Origin of the sequence: Ruegeria sp. SCP10, assembly GCF_040329495.1 — a bacterium.
Classification (GTDB): Bacteria; Pseudomonadota; Alphaproteobacteria; order Rhodobacterales; family Rhodobacteraceae; genus Ruegeria.
Map to the genome: position 1 here is coordinate 1 of NZ_JBDZYF010000018.1, position 19,631 is coordinate 19,631.

A 19,631-nucleotide genomic window follows, 5' to 3' on the forward strand; every position below is an offset into this window, starting at 1 on the left:
GCCCTGTGACCGATCAGGGAGAAGCCTTGGCACGGCGCGCCGCCGAATACGCAGTCGACCTTCTGTCCCTCAAGGCCCGCACGTTGCCTAATCTCATCGCCGGTGAGTTCTGTAACCGAGGCAGGAATCACAGTTGTTTCGGGGAAGTTGAATTCGTGGACGGCACAATGCACAGGATCGACCTCGATCGCAGCTTTCACATCAAAGCCTGCTTGCTCGAAGCCTAAGCTTAGTCCCCCTGCCCCTGCGAAAAGATCAATTCCGATTGGTCGCATTACGCTCTTCTTTCCTAACATCGGCTTAGCATCACACCTTTTGGCTAATGCGATCCTTCATATTTTTCCCACAACATCTCGATAAACTGACCCTGTGTGACACCGAGCCTTTCGGCCTCAGCTGCTATGGATTCACCGATCTTTGGGAAAACCTTTGGGTGCAACTGATAAGTCCTCGGGCTGGGCTTACGACCAGGCTTCTTGCGAGGTGTTCTGTCGAGAAATCCCCGCGCTTCTCCAACTTCGTCGACACGGCGAACTTCCTCAACGGTCGTGTCTTTAGGACGCGCCTTAAGTCCAGCAAGTCTATTTGAGCCGCTCATACACTGCCTCCATAAAAGCCTTCGCATTCGCCAACGCTTTATCCACCTTGCCCCCCGTGATCATCTCGGGGTCATTCATCATAGCAGTCAGATCGCTTCCATAGGCAAACAGTTCCGAAAATGCCGCACGCGCTACCAGGGACGGCTCGATTACGTCGATCCCTGCTCCACTGAGCTGTTCTTCCAGCTCCTTCTGGACGCGGCTTTTGACGGCTGCACTGGTCTTAGTCAGAACAACGGCGTGCTGGATTGAGCGCCCGAGTGCTTCTTCTTCTTCGCGAACCAACGCCAGCGCTTCGGAGCCAATCTCTGCATCAAGCGCAGTCGGCTGCATCGGGACGATCACCAGATCCGCCTGGGAAATCGCGCGACTGACGAGCTGGGATGCAACACCCTCCAGATCCACAATGACAATCTTGCCGTCACCATCCGCGCTCCGAATAGTCGGAACGATCTCAGAGCGACCAACATCGCTCTTTAAGGTCACGCCGGAAGGCGCGCCATGCGATGCCCACCGGGTAAGAGACTTGTTTGGGTCGCAGTCAAGCACCGTGACATCCGCACCCATACGAGCGAATTCAGACGCCAGAAGAACGGCGCATGTTGATTTACCAACCCCACCTTTGGGGCTTGCCATAACGATGACGGGCATTACTCGATCCTGCCGCTTTATTATTACCGGATTTATATCTTATACCTGAAATAAATCCAAGACCGGAAATAAATCTCTTACCGGTTTTATTTCCGTAACCGGTTTTTAATCTCAAGGCCTGCCTCGCCTCTCAAACCACTTACGGCAGAAGCCGATGAAAGCGCGATCAGCGTTGCGGGGTGGCTCAACACACCAGTCGCGCCACTCCCGCTCCAGGAAATGAACATCCCAACCGGGCGCTACATGACGCGCTTCCTCGTAGGTGTCAGATTGCAGTGGTGGAATATTGCCCTCAACAAGCTGGGCAGGAGACATCGTACCCCGGTTGTTGAAGATCACCATGTCGGCTTCGTCGTCAAAATCAACATGATAGTCAGGAAGGTGATCGTGTTCCGCGAGTTGCCGGATCATTTGACGAAACCGCTTCTGAGGGCTTTGAGACCCTGTCTTGAGAAGAAGCTTTGCCAACGTAATGCGCCAACTTTTCTGCTGGCCACAATGCTTTCGGGCGATCTCGTACACCCGTCTTTCAATGGGTTTCCTCAGGCGGAAATAATCCCGGTGGAGGGTCAGAACCTCTTCATTGCGGATTGCGTTAAAAACCCAATCAGACAGCTTCACTTCGCACCACAGAAGACGGCCATCAAGGCCATGTTTCCTACGAATTGAAGAGGCGTCAATCAGACCAAAGCCATCAACTTGCTCTTCGTCACCGGTAACGATGTTCGTCCTGATTCGCGTTCCTTCGAGGCGATCAAGAGCATCGAGCAGGGACTGGTACTCCCGACCGCTTGTGCCTCGGTTAGTGAAAATAAGCAGCTCTCTGGAGTTGATCCGCACACGGGGCGAGACAGCTTCGCCTTCCTTTAGCTTAGCCATGATCTGACTGATACAGTAGATCAGAATGTCTTTGTCATAGATCGTCGCTAGACCCTTTACGCTCGGCGTGATCTGCAGCCACTTGTCGCCGTTCTCATAACGCTTGACCGATGTCTCCGGTTTCTTCGAAAGTGAATAGAACGGATGCTCCATGTGCTGCATCACATCCTTCAGGACAGCGTCGGCGACATCACAGATGAACAGATCATGCTGCGGATGACGATCCGGCAGGAGCGGAGCGAGAGCATTCGTGTTATCAGTTACCATAAGTCGACATTCGTGGTTTTAGTTACCATAGTCAAGATTCGTGTTATCAGTTACCGAAGGTAGGATTTTAGTTACCAAGATTCGTGTTATCAGTTACCAGGTGTCTGAATAAGTACTTACTTTTCAAACTTCTACCTGGAATTTAGGCACACGTAACACAGAATCTAACACATATATAACACCCACTTGGCTGACAGGGATCTGTGGGTAACTTCTACTGTTGAACGTCACACGAACCTGACCCAACCGTCACAGTACGACCAGGACAGGGCGAACGCTCAACATCGGATGGCGCACCTAGCCGCCAACTCCTTTTGCAATGAAATTGTCATCGAGCTGCAGATCAACGACGACGCAAGGCCAAAAAGCCGGGTCGGTGTAACGAGCTGCTATAAAAAACTAGTATGCCCAAGACAGGCCATCCAATTTCAGGCAATACCTTAGCGCGAGCGTTAATCCAGCGTGATCAGGGGGCATTGCGAGGGTCAACGTAGTACCAAATCCCCGTGGTCGCTTCCCAGTAGCAGTCTTCAACACCCTTGCGCCTGCCCGTCCAGGATACGTCGTCGGGAACCGTGTAGTATCTTCTGAGGACTTCCTCTATCGATGGCACCCTTTTGTTTACAAAGTAACTCAGGTGCTGGTTTGACTGGGGTATTCCAACAGACGTGATGTCCTTTTCAGGTACACGGGCAAAAGCTTCGATAGGGGAATCCGGCGAGAGAATGGTTGGTTTCGGTTTTTTTGCTGCCTGTTTCGGTGCTTGCTTCTCGACTTTGGATATCTCGCTGACCCACCTGTTAGCTTTTGTTAAGTCAGCGACCTTTTTGAGCGGCGCTCTGCGTACCGCGTTGTTGTACCTTCGGGTAACAAGTTCGAGGTTCGTTGGTCTGTTGTCATCAGGCTTGTCGTTGAGGTGATGAACATCCAGATCTCTCGGGGGCCACTTCCCGAGTGCGACCGCGACGATGAAACGGTGTACGAGAATTCGCTTGTCGCTGTCTGGAAAAAACAGGTAACTGATTTCGTCTCGGTTGAACGCTCCATTCTCTCGTTGGCCTTCCACTTGACCTGTTGGAAAATCGAAATCGGTACGAGCAATCAGTTCCTCCAAATCCGGGTATGGATTTTCGTTCGGAAGGTGTGTCCGGTAGTCCGACTTTAGTAGTTCTATTACAAAATCAATATCTTGCATCGTCCCAAGCACCCAACAAAAAAGCTTCTGTGCAGCTATCCGAGACTAGCCACCCTGACATGAATATGGTTGTTTTTCTCCTTCGGTTAAAGACGTGGCTTCAGCCCCATTTCCCGACGGCGCACATGGGCCGCACTGGTCGGAAATGCTTGCCGTTTGGGCCAGCAATGCGTGACGCCGCGCGCTGTTAAGAGTCAGGAACCAACGGCGTTCCACATCTACACACCCTCAATCCTGATAATGAACGCAGGCGTAGTTTTCGACGGTAGTCTGAACCCAAGCCCCACCAAAGACAGCACATGTGGTGCTGTTGATTGCTGAGAAACGAGGAAGCATCACCGCCAGCGCAAGAGCCAGAACAACAGCGCCCAGACCAAACCAGGGCAGGCAGGTCTTGAAGCGCTCGATCTTTCTTTCCTGTTCCCGAATGTCTTTGAAGACGTCCCATTTGTCCTGTTCAGCCTTTTTGAGAACTGCGTCCGTGTGTCTGCTTTGTGCTCCAAGAGCATCGGCAACCTGGGACATCGCTTCCAGCGGCCCACGAACACGGGCATTGATCGCATGCCCAACCAGATCCCCATAGTGCTCCGGATCGGTCTGGTTCTGTGCCGCGAAGGCTGCCTGTCGCGCCTCTGTCGCCGTCTTGTACACCCGGTCGAGCACCCGTGTCTGATCATCCACGCGATCAGACACACTAGCCAGCACGGTGCCTACCATATCGAGGGTTTCGCGCAGCTCTTCGTCCGTGAGGGCAGGGGAGGAGATTTGATCTGACATGCTCGATTGTCTTTCTCGCTATTGGTCATGCGGCTGGAACAGCCCTTTGAACTCGGGATCGGCGTAATAGCGCAGTTTGCGGGCAATGGCCGTGGGCCTGCCCTGGACACGCAGGAGCTGGTTGTCCGGATGGACCTGCATGATTTCATCCGGGGTGAGCAGATCGCGGCCGGTGACGTTCTGCGTCATCGAGAGCGCGTCCCCCGGTTTGTAGCTCTGTGTCTGATAGCCCGTGGTTTCCTGGCCAATCATCTTGCTCAACCATTGTGCCGTTTCCAGATCGTTCACCCCGAACACCTGCTGCACTCCGGCATTGGCGACAAAAGTACCCGCGCGTTTTCCGTAGAGCGCGTTGAGCTGGCTCATGTCCTGCAGGATCGGCCAGAGCTGCAGCCCATAGCCCGCCATCAGCCCCATGGCGCGTTCGACAGCTTCCAGACGGCCAAGGGCCGCAAACTCGTCCAGCAGGAAGAGGGCAGGGGGCAAGGCCCGTTTGCCCGACTGCGGGGTCTCAGAGACGCCCTGAGCGGCGCTCAGGGCCACTCCGGGTGTCTGTGCCGCCTCAGCGTCCCGAGCGATGTCCTGAAGCGCCTGTGAGACGAGGAGGCGCAGCCAGCGGCTATAGGCGTCAAGTCGGTTGGGCGGCAGCACCAGAAACACCGATGTAATTCCGTGGCGCAGCTCGGAGAAATGGAAATCCGAGCGCGCCATGCATTTTGCAATCCGTGGACTGTCGAGGAAATGGGTGTGGCGCTGTGCGTTGGACAGGACAGAGGCCGCTTCCCGGTCTGCCTTGCCCAGGAACCTGTTGGCGGCGCGGGCGATCAGACCATGCGCCGCCTCGCTCTCCTGCATCAGCTCCAGCAGCGCGCGCAACCGATCCGGGGGCAGGGTGAGATATTCCCGCACTGTGGCGAGAGACCGGCGGCCCGGCTCCTCATGGCAGACGCAGAACATGATCAGCCCGCCGAGGATGGCCTTGGCCTCTTCGTTCCAGTGCGCCTCCGATACCTGGTCCGGCGGGTCCATGACCAGCGCGTCGGCAAGCGAGGCGGCATCTTCTCCAAGATCAAGGCTGTCCGGAGACAACCGGTCCAATGGATTGTACGCCGCCGATGTCACACCCGTGACTTCAAACGGGTCGAGGACATGAACGGGCCCGAACCGTCGCCGGGCGTCGCCCGTAATCCGTGCGTTCTCACCTTTGGGGTCAATGACCAGGACCGGGCGCTCCGCCATAAGCAGGTTCGGGATGACGGTACCCACGCCCTTGCCCGCCCGGGTCGGCGCAAGGGTCAGCAGATGCGCGGGACCCTCGTAGCGCAAAAGTCGGCCGGTATGGGGGTTGCGACCGATCAGAAGTCCGTCAGAGGCTTCCAGATCGGCCAAGTCTTTCCGGTCGGCGAACCGGGCCGAACCATGGCTGTCGTCGGCCTTGCGGGGGGACCAGAGGCCGATGCCGGTGTTCACGATCAGGAGTGTTACTGCCGTGCACCAGGCCGAGCCGTAGACCACGATGTTGGCAACCCAATCGAGGAAGGTGGTGGGGCCACCCGAGATCGGCACGTGCAGACCATAATGCCGGATGAGAGCCAGAACGACTGTCCCGATCAAAGTGGCAATAAGGAGATAGACGGCGGCGATAAACAGTACGAACGGAGCCGTCCATACGATCAGCCCGATACCGACCAGAAGGCGAAACGCCGTGAATGCCCAGCTCATCGATCACCATTCGGTTGTTCTGAATCGGATGCCGGAGCCGGGGAGGGGGTATCGGGATCTGCAAAGGCTTTGCGGTCCTGGTCCCGCGAGAGGTTCCGGATCAACCGTTCCATCATTGCCGCAGCACTTGCATCCCGTTCGGCCAGATCCATGAGCGCCCCGCCCAGGATCACCTTGCGCCGTGTATCCAGCTTGCGTTGTCTGGTGGCTTCACGGTTGCGCACGGCCTGAAGGCGGGCCTTGGCCTGGGCAAATCGTTTCTCGGCGCGTTCGAGTTCTGTCTCTGCCATATCACTGCTCTTGTTGAGAAAATAATCTAGAGTTGAATCATGTATTGATAAACTCGTCCATAGCGCGTACCCGTAGGCCTGTAAAGGACAAGGGCGCACTTATGCAAACTCTCCGCCTGTGGCTCCAAGATTTGCGTGCGATCTCTCTGGGGCAAAGCCCCGGCCGATGGCCATCCCCTTCGATGCGAGGCGCATCGATATGGAAGGGCGCGCTGCCCCTTCCAAACCATCCCATGCCAACCTGCGCGGTTGGATCGCGTCCGGAACGACAGCCCCAAAATCCCGACCGATGCCCCACGGTGGGGGCCGGTCTGTTTTTGGCTCTGTCCTTCCGGGGAGCGTCGATCTGTGGGGGTGTTGTCCCTGATCTCCACCGGGTTTGCGCGAGGCAAACCGCCAGTAGTCTGTCCCCAAATCCCGCCCACCATAAGGCTGGGGATTTGGGGACAGACTACCGGCAAGCCCGCGCCTCAGAGAGCCAAAGGTTCGCTTCGGACGGGCTGTCTTTTTCCCTCCGACCCCAGCCTTATGGGGGGCGGGCCTGCGGGAAAAAGGCTACTGGCCCGCTGGACCATGCCGGAACATGGGCCTGGGTCAGTAGCGGCGCGCGTCAGCATTCTTCGCATCACGGAGCGGGGTAGGGGCATGGCCAGCTACCACCTCTCCGTAAAGACGATCAAGCGCAGCGCGGGACGATCTTCGACCGCGGCGGCGGCGTACCGTGCGGGCGAGCGTATCGAGTGCCAGCGCGAGGGACGGCTGCATGATTACACCGCCAAGCGTGGCATCGCAGAGACCTTCATTCTGACGCCCGAGAATGCCCCGTCCTGGGCGCAAGATCGGTCATCGCTCTGGAATGCCGCCGAGGAGAGCGAGACCCGGCGCAATTCCGTTACCGCCCGCGAATGGGAACTTGCGTTGCCCTCCGAGATCAGCGCCGAAGATCGGTCGCAGATCACCCGCCAGTTTGCCGAGGAGCTGGTCAGCCGCTACGGCGTGGCGGTGGATGTGGCGATCCACGCGCCGCATCGTGAAGGGGATCAGCGCAATCATCATGCTCATGTTCTGACCACCACCCGGAAGTTGGAGCCGGAGGGGTTCACTACCAAGACGCGCGTACTTGATTCCGCAAAGACCGGAGGTGTCGAGATTGAGCAGATGCGCGGTGTCTGGGCTGAATTGCAGAACCACGCGCTTGAACGGGTGGGGGAGGTGGAGCGTGTCGATCACCGGTCGCTCGAAGCGCAGCGCGAGGCGGCGCTGGAGCGGGGTGACGCCCTTTCTGCCGAGGAGCTGGATCGCGACCCGGAGCTGAAGCTGGGGCCAGCGGCGAACTCCATGGAGCGGCGCGAGAAGGCGGCAGCGGAGCGCGAGGGCCGGGAATATGTCCCGGTCACGGAGCGCGGGGCCGTGGTCCACGCCGCGCGGCAGGCCCGCGCCGCGTTCCGCGAGATGCGCGAGCGGCTGGACATCGCGCGCGAGACCTACGGGGCCGGGCGGGAGGCAGGGCAGGGACGTGTCTCCGCCGGTCTGGCAGCACTCAGGGCAGCGGCGACAAAGGACCGCGAGGCCGGACGGCCGGGGGAGGATTTCCGGGAACGGCTGGCGCGGGTTGTCGGTCGGTCAGAGGACCGGGTGGGTGCGCCGAAGCCGGACCGCCGCAACTACGCGCGGGAGCGCCTGAAGGCGATCATGGAGAAAGATGCGGGCCGGGACGGTCAGGCGGCGGTTCACAAGCTGGACGGTCACAGTGACCCGGAGCTTGGCGAGGCGGCCGGGCGCGAAGATCGCAAGCCGTCCGTGAACGAGCGCCTGAAGGACGTGCTGAACAAGCCGCGCGAAAAGCTGGAGATTGAGGATGACCGCGACCAGGAGAAGGATCAGGAAGTTGAGAAGGATCGCGAGATTGATCGGGGACCGACGCATGGCTTCTGAAGCAAACCACGACAGGTTCAAACTGATGTTGCATTCTTCTCCCGAATACGGATTTCTGAGCTATCTATAATGTTGCGCCCAACATCTGCCGCGAGTTGGCTGTTTTTTGCACCAACGAGAAGGCTCAATATCTCGCCGCGGAAATCCATAGATGGCGTAACCTGATCTCCTACCTCTTTACTAGCGAAATAGTCGATGACGTAACTTGATCCTTGCATCGCGTGAGGCATTCTCATCTCAACGATTTCTCCGTCTCGATCGGCGTACTTCCAAGTGTGGAAGTATCCGCTGGAGTAGGTATTTGTTATGCTTTCTGGTGGTGTTTGCATCCAGGCCTTAGAGCAGATCACAAAGATACTCTCTCCAAGAGAAAGGCTAATCATGCGTGAGAGCATGCCCCCAGCAACCCGAGGATTGATTTCGATAAGCTTTGGGGCGCCAGTTTTCAGATCGACGACATATTCAACGTGCAGCATCATTGCGCTTTGGATGTCGCCGCAAAGCACCCGGACTTGGCGAAGAACGGCCTGGCTCACATCCGCAGGCACCTGAACCGGAAATGTGTAAGACGTTTCAACGAAATAAGGCGGCGGTCCTAGGGCTCGGTTCGTATGGCCTAGTAACACTAGGTCGCCCTCACCCCGATGGATTAGTTCCATCGAGTAAAGTGGGCCTGGGATAAATTCCTCCAACAAGAATCCGGCGTTACGATCGTTAACCGATGCCGCTTCCGTACTCCATTCAGCAAGTTCTCTTGCATCTCGACACAGCTTTACTCCAATGCTTCCTGTGCCCTTGGCTGGTTTGGCGACGACTGGAAAGGAGTCCTTGTAACTAAGCGCATCACATGCGTTGGTTACGGCGTGGACCTTTGGAGTGGGTAAACCAGCATCTGTCATAGCGCGTCGCATATCGCCTTTGTTCATAAAGAAATCGAGATCTTCTGGAGCAGGGCTAGGTAGACCTAGACGACGAGATGCTTCGGCTGCCAGCAACAGATAAGCGTCGGAATTCGACATTATGCATTGGGGAGCGCCGTACTGCCAGTTTCCGGTTTCAAGTGCGTCATTGAAATCACGATGTGAGATCACACGAACCTCTCCCAGCCGAGCTCTGTTTATGTCTTTGGCGTACTTTTCAATAGAGTCGGTCACCAGTACCGCCTTATCTTTGACTGCCAAGTCGAAATAGCAGTCGAGACCGGAGCCGGTTGATGTTGTATCAAGAATATAAAGCATCAGATTTCCTGTTTGATTTTAAGGCTTATGGCGGGAGTCACGATGAGCAAAAGAATAATACAAACAGCATAGGCTAACTTGTCCGACCCCCAGGTCGCAACTGACGACAGGGTTACGCTGCCAATGGCAAGAAAGCCGTTTGTCAGCATGATCGACAGCGCCAGTAGTCGTCCATGGTTAGCCGGATTTGGCGACATCAAGACGTGAGTGTTGATTGAAGAATAGAAGATGCCCATACCCGCTCCGGCGGCGGCAATAGAACAGAACACTGGCCACCCATCCATCGTCAGCGCTACGAAGAAATAAATGCCATAGAGCAGTGCTCCACTAGAAAAACACCATCGCACACCATACCGACGGTAGACAATCGGTTGCGCGACAGACCCAAGAATTGCTCCGACCCCGAAAACAGCATAGGCATAGGAAAAAAGCTCCTGCGATTTCCCAAATGATTCTTCAATTTCGAAAGGAAGCGTTGTCCATAAGAGATTAGACGACAAAAAGAAAACTACGATAGCACTGAGGAAAAGATTATAAGATCGCGCCAAGCCTAAAGCGCTGACGGGCGTGGCGCCTAAATCATCATTCCCGGCATTCGTTTTGTTGGATATGGAACCCACTCGCCCTTGAATAATAATGAAAAATAAGACGAGTGGTATGCAGATCATAGGTATGACAATGAAGATGTCTTCTGTCGTGAAAGATACCGCCAGCACACCTACCACGAGCGGCCCGGCGATACGCGCCACGTTGAACCCGGCGGAGAGGAGAGCGTTCATCTGCGCAATCACTGGTTTTGGTGAGATCATGCGCACAAAGACTGCCGCCGGTGGGTTCCTCAGAGAGCCAATAACTCCAAGCGCGACCGTTGCAGAGAGCAGACCTAGAAAGGGAAACGCACTAACATAGGTCATAACTGCGACACCTGCGAGCAGCACCAGATTCAGTGTGGCAAACAGGGTAAGCCATCTCAGCAATGCTCTTGATCGGTCTGCGATCACACCGCCGATATACGTGATGAACATCGACGGAAGGAAATACGCAGTTTCAAATAGCGAAATTTCGAACTGGTTGCCGCCGTTGTCGTAGACATAAAAATTGATATTCGCTCGGTACATCCAGAATGAAAGAAGCGTCAGCGTTGATAGGGCGATGTATGCCCAGCCGATCGGTGTAATGCCGGTGCGGGGGGTGACATTGGCGGCTGTCATGCGCAAAGGCTTTCGACAATGGCGTCCCAGGCAGCGCCGTGAAGGTCTTCGCCGAACTCTCGTTTTATCGTGTGCAGACCACCAGGATCGACTAAGTTGAACTCTAGGACTTTGCCGTCACGAACATCTAAGCCACAGAAGTTGACACCTATGTTGCGTAGTTTCTGGGCGATCTTTCCGTACCGAAGCCTATCACTTTCTGAGAAATCGGTGCGTAGGAAGCCACCGCCTTGCGCGAAGTTTGCACGATGGTCGTTCTCCGGCGCAGTTTTGGCGTAGCCACCTATAAACTTCCCACCAGCAAGGATCACTCTCGCTTCGGAGCCAGGAATAAATTTTTGCGACACGGCGTAGGTACGGTTCAGTCCGGTAATTGTGTCTGCATGGATATGAGAACCGGAGGAACCGCCACACATCGCCTGAAGAATAACTCCAAAATTGTCACCGGATGGGTCAACCAGAAACACTCGGCTCCCGCAACCATCCGAAGGTGGTTTGATGATGCTAACGTTGTACTCCTCAGCAAATTGTCGGTGATCGTCAGTGTCATAGGAGACTACTGTCTCAATCAAGCTATCCTCATCCAGTATCCCGGCGAGAAACCCTTTATTGTTAGTGAGGTATGTGTTTGCCACAGCGTTTACAAAGGGCACTTTCTGGTTCAGCGCCCAAAGAAGCGACCAGGCATCAACCCCGAAACAGGGCGCGGGCTGGTTCAACAGCCAGATCACGTCCTGCTCTGCAAGGTACACATTTATGTCCGCTGGGATTCCGTCAGCGAGGTTCAGTTCATGACGTACTTCGTTACCGCGAGCAATGAACCCTCCGGACTTGTAGCACAGAGTATTAACATCACAGATCGTAACCGTGCAGCCGATGTCCCGGAGATAGTTGGTAAAGCCCACCTTGTTTTCGTCGAGGTTGTTAAGGTTGTTTGAAAAAATCGTAATTTTCTCAAGCATAGGCTTTCTCCCGCAATTTCCTGTATGACCAGTGAGCAGACCCGTTAGGAAATCCCGTGATTTCATCCGGTGTAGATTGTTCCGGTAACAACGCTTCGTCGCAATCCACCAAGTCGTCCGTATAGCGATACCCGTTGTCTGGAAAAATGGATAGGATGCGCGCATTCGGGTTCCTGCGACGGACCGCCTTATGCGTCAAGTAAACTCCTCCAGAGGTCAGCCCGCAGAAATACCCAAGTTCTCGGTAAAGCCTTAGCGCGCCTGTGACTGCACAGTCATAGCTGACCCAGTGCGCTTCGGCGAAAATTGATGGACAGAAGATCTTCGGTGTCACCGAATTGCCTAATCCGCGCAGTACCCTCTTGCCATCCTGATCGCCGAACAAAACCGATCTGGGGGTGTCTACGCCCACCAAAGCGAGGTCTGAATTGGCGAGGGAGAACTGGGTGTAGAGCCCTCTTGAGGAGCCGCCCGATCCGACTGAGGCAATTAGAACGTCGGGGACGAACCCAGTCTCCGCGAGGTAGTGGTCGGCACAAGCCAGATACGCTTTGACGTTGTCGAGATTATCGTATTGCTCTGGGATGAAGTGCTTCTGATAAGACTTTTTCAGGTCCTGAACTTTCGCTAGCCGGGCCTTCTGGAAGTTACCCGATGCATCTGGCACCCGGACGATGTGTACCGTCGCGCCGAGTGCCCTGGCCTTCATCGCAGCGACGCCTTCTATCGCTGGGTCCGATACTAGATGCAACTCCAACCCATAGCGACAACAAACCTCCGCAAGCCCCACGCCGAACGATCCTGAAGTCGTTTCAATCACGACGGTGTCGCTGTTGATACGACCTTCCGAAATTGCCTTTTCGACGATGTAGGTCGCTGGGATACATTTCATTACATCAAAGCGCATCCATCCATCGAGCCCATCAGAATCGCAATGGAGGTTTGACTTAATAATCTGATCAAACACGCTCTTCGAACGCAAAAGCGTCATAGCCATCCTCCTTGAGCTTCGGGAGAGCCTTGTCTCGTTTCTCCGGATCATCGAACATCAGCGAGATGGCGGGTCCTGAATGGCTTATCGCATACCCAAAAGCACCTAGCTTGGACTGCCTTTCGAAGATTTCCTTGAAATCCTTCAAATGGACGAAATCGGCATTCATCTCGGCGGAAATTGCGCAGGCATGTGCGACGGAGCGAGCGCAACCAGAGGCAAGCCCGTAGCTCAGTAGCGCCTTGCTGACATTGTATGCCTTGACATGATCTTCAGAGTACTTCCGAATCGCAAGCGCCTCCGTTTCGATCTGATCGGCTTCTTTGGAGAATGTTCCAATGAAACTGATATTGGTGTTGACTGTCTTGATTCGCGCTAACACGGACTTCTTTTGCTGCGCGAAGATTGCAGGGAAATCGAGATGCAGGGGGTCGCTTGCGACCTCGCCACCGGTGCATGTTGTGAAAAGCTGATCCATAGAAGCGAACTTTCTGTAGACCTTCTCGAAGAGGAGTCCCGCGCAAAAAAGATCACTGGTTGATGAGCCAAGACCTTTCCCGATCGGGATATTGCTCCTTTTGGAGATGCGATAGGCGAGCGGCAGATCAAACTGTTCGTGTAGGCTTTCCCACAGCTGCCGCGTGCGAGGTCCGATCGAATGATACCTTGACCCTGTAAGGCTCATCTCTGTCGACAGGGCTCGGCACGGCAAGGTGACGAGACTGTACTCCCAGCTTCCATCCAGCTGATACGGCCCCTGAATGAGTTCGCCGAAATGCGACGTTACTCTTGCACTTGTTCTCGGCTTGCCTCTCATCGTTGCACTCCTTCTCAGTTTAACCGTATCCTTGCTGAGAAGAGTTGCTGCGGTTCCTGTTTTCTTCATCACCCCCATTTTGGGGTATTTACCGCAAGGGGCGGAGCGGCGACTTCTCGCTAGTCCTATGAAAACTTGTTGTTTAGAAAGACCTAAGGCCTACCATACGGTTATTTTGTCTTCACTCGTAGGCAATTCGTTCGGAGGATTCATGAGCATCGAAGCTTCTGGAAGCCGCCACCTGATTTCGAATCTTTTCCAGGAAAAGATCATAGTCGACCACAAAGCCGATATTCTTGCGGGACTTTGTGATATCGGGCGTGATTTCGGCATAGAGCATTTCACCTATTTTCGCGCCGCCAGAACAGATACTGGCGAAGTGGAAACTGTCATCAAGACCAGCTATCCGGAATCATGGTTCGAAAGATATAATGAACGAGCCTATCATCGCATCGATCCAGTCGTGCAGAACGGCTTGAGGAATTTCCTTCCCGTCGATTGGTCGACCATCGATCAAAAGGAAAAACGCATCCATAATTTTTTCGGCGAGGCGTCTGAACATGGGATCAAGGACAACGGGATTACAATTCCCATTCGAGATGAAAGAAACATCACAGGGCTCTTTTCAATCAACATGGAGGCACGTGAAAAAAGCTGGCATCTTTTCAAGAAAGAGTTCCTGTCTGACATCACCTATCTGGCCTTTTTGTTTCATCAGAAGGTCAGGAGGGGGCAAGTCGGCGATTGCGCCGTCTCGCGGCCAAAGCTATCTGACCGCGAAACGGAAGTACTTGAATGGGCGGCCGCAGGCAAAACTGCTTGGGAAACTGCGCAAATTCTTCAGCTTTCGCAGGACACTGTGGCCTTCTATCTGAAGAACGTCATCGCCAAGCTGGGTGTTGCCAACAAGACGCAAGCCGTTGCGGTTGCCTTGGCGCATGGTGCAATTGCAGCTGACATCAATACCCCAATTATTGGTCGTTAACTGACACTTCGCCTTGGCCTAAATCTGTCTCATCAGTGTTAGTTGGCGAAGAGAAGAACCATGATCCATCGAATTTCGTTTCACAACCGAGGCGGTAATGAGGGCCTTATCAATCAGATGCATCAGTTGAGAGCGCGTCAGTTTTCGGAACGACGTGGATGGCGGGTTGAGGTGCGCGACGGCCATGAAATTGATTTTTTTGATGATATGGACCCACTCTATATCGTTGTCTCTGATGGAGAAGGCCAACTCCTCGCATCTCTTCGTCTATTGCCAACCACTGGGCCTCATATGTTGAGCGATGTTTTTCCTGAAGTGATGGGCAAGAACGCAGTTATACGCCATCCACTTATCTGGGAAAGCTCACGGTTTTGCGTCGATACCCGAGCGTGTCGTAAATTCGGCGAAGACATGATCAATACCGCGACACGGGAACTTTTACGTGGATTGTTCGAGACCGCAGAAGATGCCGGAATGGAGAACATCGTTTCGGTTTACGATCTTTACGTCGAACGCATCTTGAAGCGTTCCGGTTGCATTTTTGATCGCATCGGCAAGGTCGTGAGATATGATGACTTAAGGACAACGGCAGGTATCTTTGAAGTCTCACAGCGGGTCATCCAAAATCTTGCGGACCGAACAACCTTAGCGACGACAGTCTAAGCGGAGTCGTTCACTATAGTAAGACACAGTTATCATACTTGAACATCTGACTGCCGCAAAAAGGACCCCTTTCGCGGCGGTTAGACGGCCTAAGCTAAGCCATTGATCTAGTGACAGAGCTGCTGCCGCAGAAAGCATTCACAAAAGCTGCTCCCGGCGAAAACGGTCGTTTTTGACCGCATCCCGTGCCCTACCCATGATCAACCGCTTAGCTATGACAAAAACCCCCGGCAAAACCTTTGCGGTTTTGACAGGTTTTTGTCACAGTGAGGCATGATCATAGGATATGCCCGCGTCAGCACTGATGACCAGAGCCTGGATTCACAGACCGACGCTCTTTCAGTGGCCGGTGCCGAGAAGGTGTTCGCGGACAGGATCAGCGGATCGAGGCGTGCGCGGCCGGAACTGGACAAGATGTTAGCGCAACTCCGCGACGGCGATGTTGTCATTGTCACCAAGTACGACCGCCTGGCGCGGTCACTGAAAGACTTGCTGGAGATCGTGGAGCTGATCTACGAGCGCGGTGCCGGCTTCCGATCACTTGCGGAAGACATCGACACGACGACGCCGGCTGGTCGTCTTGTGTTCCATGTCTTCGCATCCATCGCCCAGTTCGAGCGAGAGCGGATTTCGGAGAGAACCAGAGAAGGCTTGGCTTCCGCACGCAGGCGGGGGCGCATCGGCGGCAGGCCCCCTGCCCTGACAACAGCACAGAAAGACGAAGTGCGCCGGATGCGTGATGAAGAACAACGCGCCGTCGCTGAGATCGCTCGGCTGTTTAAGGTCAGCGAACGAACGGTGCGTCGGGTGTAATCGAGATTTTGTCTGTCACATCACTATTCCAGTTCAGGGAACAAGCGGCTCACCTGGCCTCCCCGACCCCTCAACGGGTGGGATCAGCTTTCTGGACCCTCGCTCTGTTGATCAGGCAAAACCCACCTTTTGCCCCTAGCTACAATCTTCCCACCATCTTTCATTCGCTTGATGTGCGAACGAAAAGTTGAGTCTTTCAGATCAAAGACCGCAGAGCGAGCCGCCCACAGCAAATCTCGGTTACTCACAGGTGATTTTGACTGGCGAAGCGTTTCTAAGATTCGATTTTCCACAAGCACGCGATTCACGGAGTTGCTGCGAATTGGTTCCCGTGCTTGCGCCTCGTCCCGCCGCGCCCGCAAAAGTAGTCTCTCAAGCGCCAATCTCTCCGACTGTAAGCTTTTGATCTTACTGTCAATTTCTTGTATTTGTTGAGTAATTTGGTTTTCAAGATAGGGAATATTAGTAGTCATGTTGCACACCTGTTTTTTGCAACATATCATACTTTTTTATGATAGCAAAAATCCTTATATTACCGTATCTTACCTGTTGTTACCAAGGGCTTGACAATCTCACCAATGAGGATTAAAACAACGGAGTCTTCCGTTGTTTTAATCCTCATTGGTGAGATTTGGACGGGGGGTTATTGATTTCGAAACGAATGATAGGCACATAGGGGTCAATAACACCCGCCCCGCCTCTCAACGATGCGCCTCTGGGCGGGTTTTCTGTGTCTAGGGGCTATCATCCATTAAAAAGAAGTTCGAAAAGCCTGCGTTAAGCATAGACGACCAGCTCGCCAAAATGATCGAGCGTGGCCTCGTTGTGAAAGACGAAGACGAAGCAAAACACTACCTACATCAAATCGGATACTACCGTTTTTGCGGCTATACATTGCCATTTCAAAAAGGCGGGGATGGCTACGACCGCCACGAATTTCGCACACCTGTAGAGTTTGGTGTGATCCTGGACAGGTACGTTTTTGATCGAAAACTGCGCCTTTTGCTGCTCGATGCCATTGAGCGCATAGAAGTATCTTTCAGGGCTGCGCTGTCTAATTCAATCGCGCAGCGCCACACCCCACACTGGTATCAAGACGCGACTTTGTTCGAACCAACATATGAACATGCGGCCTTGATAACCGAACTAAAGCGCCAGATTGTCCACAACCCCGGAACGCCCGAGCGGGAAGCCCAAAGGGACGTTCACATTAAGCACTACTACGACACCTACAACGACCCCGACATGCCTCCCTGCTGGATGGTTTTTGAAACCATTTCTTTCCGCACGATCTCTCGAATTTTCGAAGGGCTATACAAGTCGGAAACCACAGAGGTTTGCAATCCGCTGCGGGTCAACCATGAGACTCTCGGCTCGTGGATGCACTCTATTTCCTATGTGCGAAATCTTTGCGCGCACCACAAAAGAGTTTGGAATAAAACTCTGACGATCAAGCCCGCCATTGCGAAGAAGCACAAAACCAAATTCCAAGGGAATACCAAGATTTACGGCGTTATGGTCGTTATTCAAATTATCCTAGAACAGGTAGCCCCTGACAACACATGGGCTGAGCGCCTGAGCGACCTTTTAGAAGAACACCCGGACGTTCCCCTTGCTAACATGGGTGTTCCCGACAACTGGCGTGACAAGCCGTTCTGGGGGCTGGCTTAGCCCGACTGAGGCGCATTCAATCTCTATAATTACGGATTGCTTCCCTGTTGAGATGGTCAGCCGGAACAAGCCGGTAATGTCGCTCCTCAACAACCTTGATCTCGTCGTCCTGCAAGGTCAGCTCGAAGAGAGCGACAACCTCGTCTTGCATAAACTGTGCAGCGATCGCGCGGCACCGCATGCCTGGAAATCTATCTTGTACGAACCTGATATCTTGGCTCGTTTGAACGATTCCTATTTGATCTTTACCGCCTTTCGCTTGGACCGGAATCACATAGTGACACCCTCGTTTGTCCAAGCCTATGTAAAGTTCATCGATCTCGATCTGCCCAATGTTCTGCACGGTCGTTCGTAGGTGATTTTGCAGGCTGTACGTCGTGAGTCCCAAGAATGTATCTATAAGCCGATTATAACGCACGATCGCCAAAAGTGCTTGCTCGTCGTCCAGTGCGTAGGCTCGAATGAGCTCCGGTGTGGCGTCTGGAATGTCGGTGCAGACGAGATCATCTCTGGGCGAAATTCTGGTACGTTTGACCAGCCTGAAGCGATAGCGCCCCTTCCCTGCGCCTTCAATGATCCATTCTAATCCCTCTGGCTGAGTTTCTAGAATGCTGTCGGGCAAGGCATTTCTGTACCGAAACGAGTACGGAATATCTCCGATGTTCTTAATACGAGGAAACCCAAGCGCCACATAGCTTTTTTCAAGCTCCTCTCTGTCAAACTCGAATTCCGTCGAGCCATTTTCAAAGTGGTCAAAGAAGATTTTCTGAATTGTTGCTTGATAGCGGTTAGGCGATTTAGCCATACGCAACCCTACCCGCGTTGATCTCCGCCTCTATCTCTGCCTGCTTACGTTTTCTGGCCCCACTTTTGCGGTCGCGTTTGCTAGGTGGCGGCGTGATACCAAAGCGTCTTGATGCCTGCGAAAGATCGAGCGTCAAAAGTTTTGGATCGCCAAGAGATAGGGTTTCTTCAGGCGTGGAAGGTTCGATGCTCAGGGCTTCAATCATCTTCGCGGCGATTGCCCTAGCCAAAGGCGGCGGCACCGCATTGCCGATCTGCCGCGCGCCATGCCATTTGGTCGCATTGAACCGAAACCAGTCGGGGAAGCCGTGCAAGCGAGCCATTTCCCGCACGGTGATACAGCGCGCATGACGATAGTGGATCGGGCGCGGACTGGTGAATGCGCCCCTCGCGCCGTCTGTTCCGGCGCGAAGCGTGTTGGAAACACCGCCTTGCGGAAGCTTAAAAAAACGGCTGATAGGCTCGACAGTTCCCTCTTCCGTTTGACGGAAACGCCGACGCGAAATCTCGGTGTGGTCAGTGCGCGCGCTCGACGTAAGCACATTAGGATTCCACTCACGCAGATAACCGAAATGCCAGGCGTCGTTTTTGAGGCCGCGCAGCTCGGCCGCATAGTCGGACGGATCACCAAAGCGACTCGTCTTAACTGCATCGCTTGCGTTTAAAGTCTCAAACGTATCGGCATCGGGAAGATCCCCGATCGCGTCAGCGCAAGATGGCCCAAAATCAAGCTCGTGATACAGCTTTGGCCGACCAGCGATGTTGGTCGTCGGAGCTGGATAGTCGGGAAGCGCCCTACCCTTCTTCATGCCCATGAGGATGAAGCGTTCGCGCGATTGTGGTGTGCCGTAGTGACCTGCATTGAGCACCTTCCAAGGCAAACGACATTCATAGCCGACCCGATCAAATGCCCCTACCAGCTCCTTCAGGAATGCCTTGTGCTTGCCAACCGTGAGGCCTTTGACGTTTTCGAAAACAAAGCTTTCTGCATCGAGCTCGTGAACGAGGCGCACGAAATCAAGAACGAGCTGATTGCGGGGATCGTCGAGTGCCCTGTGACCGATCAGGGAGAAGCCTTGGCACGGCGCGCCGCCGAATACGCAGTCGACCTTCTGTCCCTCAAGGCCCGCACGTTGCCTAATCTCATCGCCGGTGAGTTCT

20 protein-coding genes are annotated in these 19,631 nt (G+C 54.2%); 5 read left to right on the forward strand and 15 right to left on the reverse strand.

Annotated elements, in window-relative coordinates; all coding sequences use genetic code 11:
• From ABLN87_RS20940 to ABLN87_RS20970, 7 genes are all read right to left on the reverse strand, one after another.
• Window positions 1–275: DNA cytosine methyltransferase (locus ABLN87_RS20940; protein WP_353013945.1), on the reverse strand; the 275-nt coding region annotated here is incomplete at its 3' end.
• A gap of 306 nt (window positions 276–581) precedes the next feature.
• Complete coding sequence (locus ABLN87_RS20945; RefSeq protein ID WP_353013947.1) at window positions 582–1,250, reverse strand: ParA family protein; 669 nt, start codon at window positions 1,248–1,250, stop codon at window positions 582–584.
• A gap of 111 nt (window positions 1,251–1,361) precedes the next feature.
• Entirely contained in the window at window positions 1,362–2,396 is a 1,035-nt protein-coding gene (locus tag ABLN87_RS20950; protein WP_353013948.1) for a replication initiator protein A, read from the reverse strand.
• Between the two features lie 466 nt (window positions 2,397–2,862).
• Window positions 2,863–3,591: an HNH endonuclease signature motif containing protein gene (locus tag ABLN87_RS20955; protein WP_353013949.1), complete on the reverse strand. Its 729-nt coding sequence runs from the start codon at window positions 3,589–3,591 to the stop codon at window positions 2,863–2,865.
• Window positions 3,592–3,819: 228 nt separating this feature from the next.
• Window positions 3,820–4,368, reverse strand: coding sequence for a hypothetical protein (locus tag ABLN87_RS20960; protein WP_353013950.1), 549 nt, complete (start codon window positions 4,366–4,368; stop codon window positions 3,820–3,822).
• Between the two features lie 18 nt (window positions 4,369–4,386).
• A complete protein-coding gene (locus ABLN87_RS20965) occupies window positions 4,387–6,090 on the reverse strand; it encodes a type IV secretory system conjugative DNA transfer family protein (protein WP_353013951.1) in 1,704 nt (567 codons plus the stop codon).
• A complete protein-coding gene (locus ABLN87_RS20970) occupies window positions 6,087–6,380 on the reverse strand; it encodes a mobilization protein (protein ID WP_353013952.1) in 294 nt (97 codons plus the stop codon). The genes ABLN87_RS20965 and ABLN87_RS20970 overlap by 4 nt, the downstream gene beginning before the upstream one ends.
• Window positions 6,381–7,025: 645 nt before the next feature.
• On the opposite strand from ABLN87_RS20970, the gene mobQ reads away from it, so the two are divergent.
• Window positions 7,026–8,315 (forward strand): MobQ family relaxase, encoded by a 1,290-nt coding sequence (gene mobQ, locus ABLN87_RS20975; protein ID WP_353013953.1) that lies wholly within the window; start codon window positions 7,026–7,028, stop codon window positions 8,313–8,315.
• 17 nt (window positions 8,316–8,332) lie between these two features.
• On the opposite strand, the gene ABLN87_RS20980 is transcribed toward mobQ, so the two are convergent.
• From ABLN87_RS20980 to ABLN87_RS21000, 5 genes are read right to left on the reverse strand one after another with little or no spacing between them, the layout of a single operon-like run.
• A complete protein-coding gene (locus ABLN87_RS20980) occupies window positions 8,333–9,553 on the reverse strand; it encodes an ATP-grasp domain-containing protein (protein WP_353013954.1) in 1,221 nt (406 codons plus the stop codon).
• Entirely contained in the window at window positions 9,553–10,764 is a 1,212-nt protein-coding gene (locus tag ABLN87_RS20985) for an MFS transporter (RefSeq protein ID WP_353013956.1), read from the reverse strand. Before ABLN87_RS20985 ends, ABLN87_RS20980 begins: the two co-directional genes overlap by 1 nt.
• Window positions 10,761–11,726: an ATP-grasp domain-containing protein gene (locus tag ABLN87_RS20990; protein WP_353013958.1), complete on the reverse strand. Its 966-nt coding sequence runs from the start codon at window positions 11,724–11,726 to the stop codon at window positions 10,761–10,763. Before ABLN87_RS20990 ends, ABLN87_RS20985 begins: the two co-directional genes overlap by 4 nt.
• Window positions 11,719–12,717, reverse strand: coding sequence for a pyridoxal-phosphate dependent enzyme (locus tag ABLN87_RS20995; RefSeq protein ID WP_353013960.1), 999 nt, complete (start codon window positions 12,715–12,717; stop codon window positions 11,719–11,721). The genes ABLN87_RS20990 and ABLN87_RS20995 overlap by 8 nt, the downstream gene beginning before the upstream one ends.
• Entirely contained in the window at window positions 12,686–13,603 is a 918-nt protein-coding gene (locus ABLN87_RS21000; RefSeq protein WP_353013962.1) for a hypothetical protein, read from the reverse strand. The genes ABLN87_RS20995 and ABLN87_RS21000 overlap by 32 nt, the downstream gene beginning before the upstream one ends.
• 142 nt (window positions 13,604–13,745) lie before the next feature.
• On the opposite strand from ABLN87_RS21000, the gene ABLN87_RS21005 reads away from it, so the two are divergent.
• From ABLN87_RS21005 to ABLN87_RS21015, 3 genes are all read left to right on the forward strand, one after another.
• Complete coding sequence (locus ABLN87_RS21005; protein ID WP_353013964.1) at window positions 13,746–14,519, forward strand: LuxR family transcriptional regulator; 774 nt, start codon at window positions 13,746–13,748, stop codon at window positions 14,517–14,519.
• A gap of 60 nt (window positions 14,520–14,579) precedes the next feature.
• Entirely contained in the window at window positions 14,580–15,182 is a 603-nt protein-coding gene (locus tag ABLN87_RS21010) for an acyl-homoserine-lactone synthase (RefSeq protein WP_353013966.1), read from the forward strand.
• 273 nt (window positions 15,183–15,455) lie between these two features.
• Window positions 15,456–15,995, forward strand: a complete 540-nt coding sequence (locus ABLN87_RS21015; protein WP_353013968.1) for a recombinase family protein — start codon at window positions 15,456–15,458, stop codon at window positions 15,993–15,995.
• An 83-nt stretch (window positions 15,996–16,078) separates the two neighbouring features.
• Here the strand turns inward: ABLN87_RS21015 and ABLN87_RS21020 are convergent, their stop codons facing one another.
• The gene (locus ABLN87_RS21020) at window positions 16,079–16,468 is read right to left on the reverse strand and encodes a hypothetical protein (RefSeq protein ID WP_353013970.1); all 390 of its coding nucleotides are present in this window, start codon (window positions 16,466–16,468) and stop codon (window positions 16,079–16,081) included.
• Window positions 16,469–16,799: 331 nt separating this feature from the next.
• On the opposite strand from ABLN87_RS21020, the gene ABLN87_RS21025 reads away from it, so the two are divergent.
• On the forward strand, window positions 16,800–17,666 hold the full coding sequence (locus ABLN87_RS21025; protein ID WP_353013971.1) for an Abi family protein: 867 nt from the start codon (window positions 16,800–16,802) through the stop codon (window positions 17,664–17,666).
• Window positions 17,667–17,682: 16 nt separating this feature from the next.
• Here the strand turns inward: ABLN87_RS21025 and ABLN87_RS21030 are convergent, their stop codons facing one another.
• Together ABLN87_RS21030 and ABLN87_RS21035 are read right to left on the reverse strand one after the other, a co-directional pair.
• Window positions 17,683–18,471, reverse strand: coding sequence for an endonuclease (locus tag ABLN87_RS21030; protein ID WP_353013973.1), 789 nt, complete (start codon window positions 18,469–18,471; stop codon window positions 17,683–17,685).
• On the reverse strand, window positions 18,464–19,631 hold a 1,168-nt coding region (locus ABLN87_RS21035), incomplete at its 5' end, for a DNA cytosine methyltransferase (RefSeq protein WP_353013974.1). The genes ABLN87_RS21030 and ABLN87_RS21035, both read right to left, overlap by 8 nt.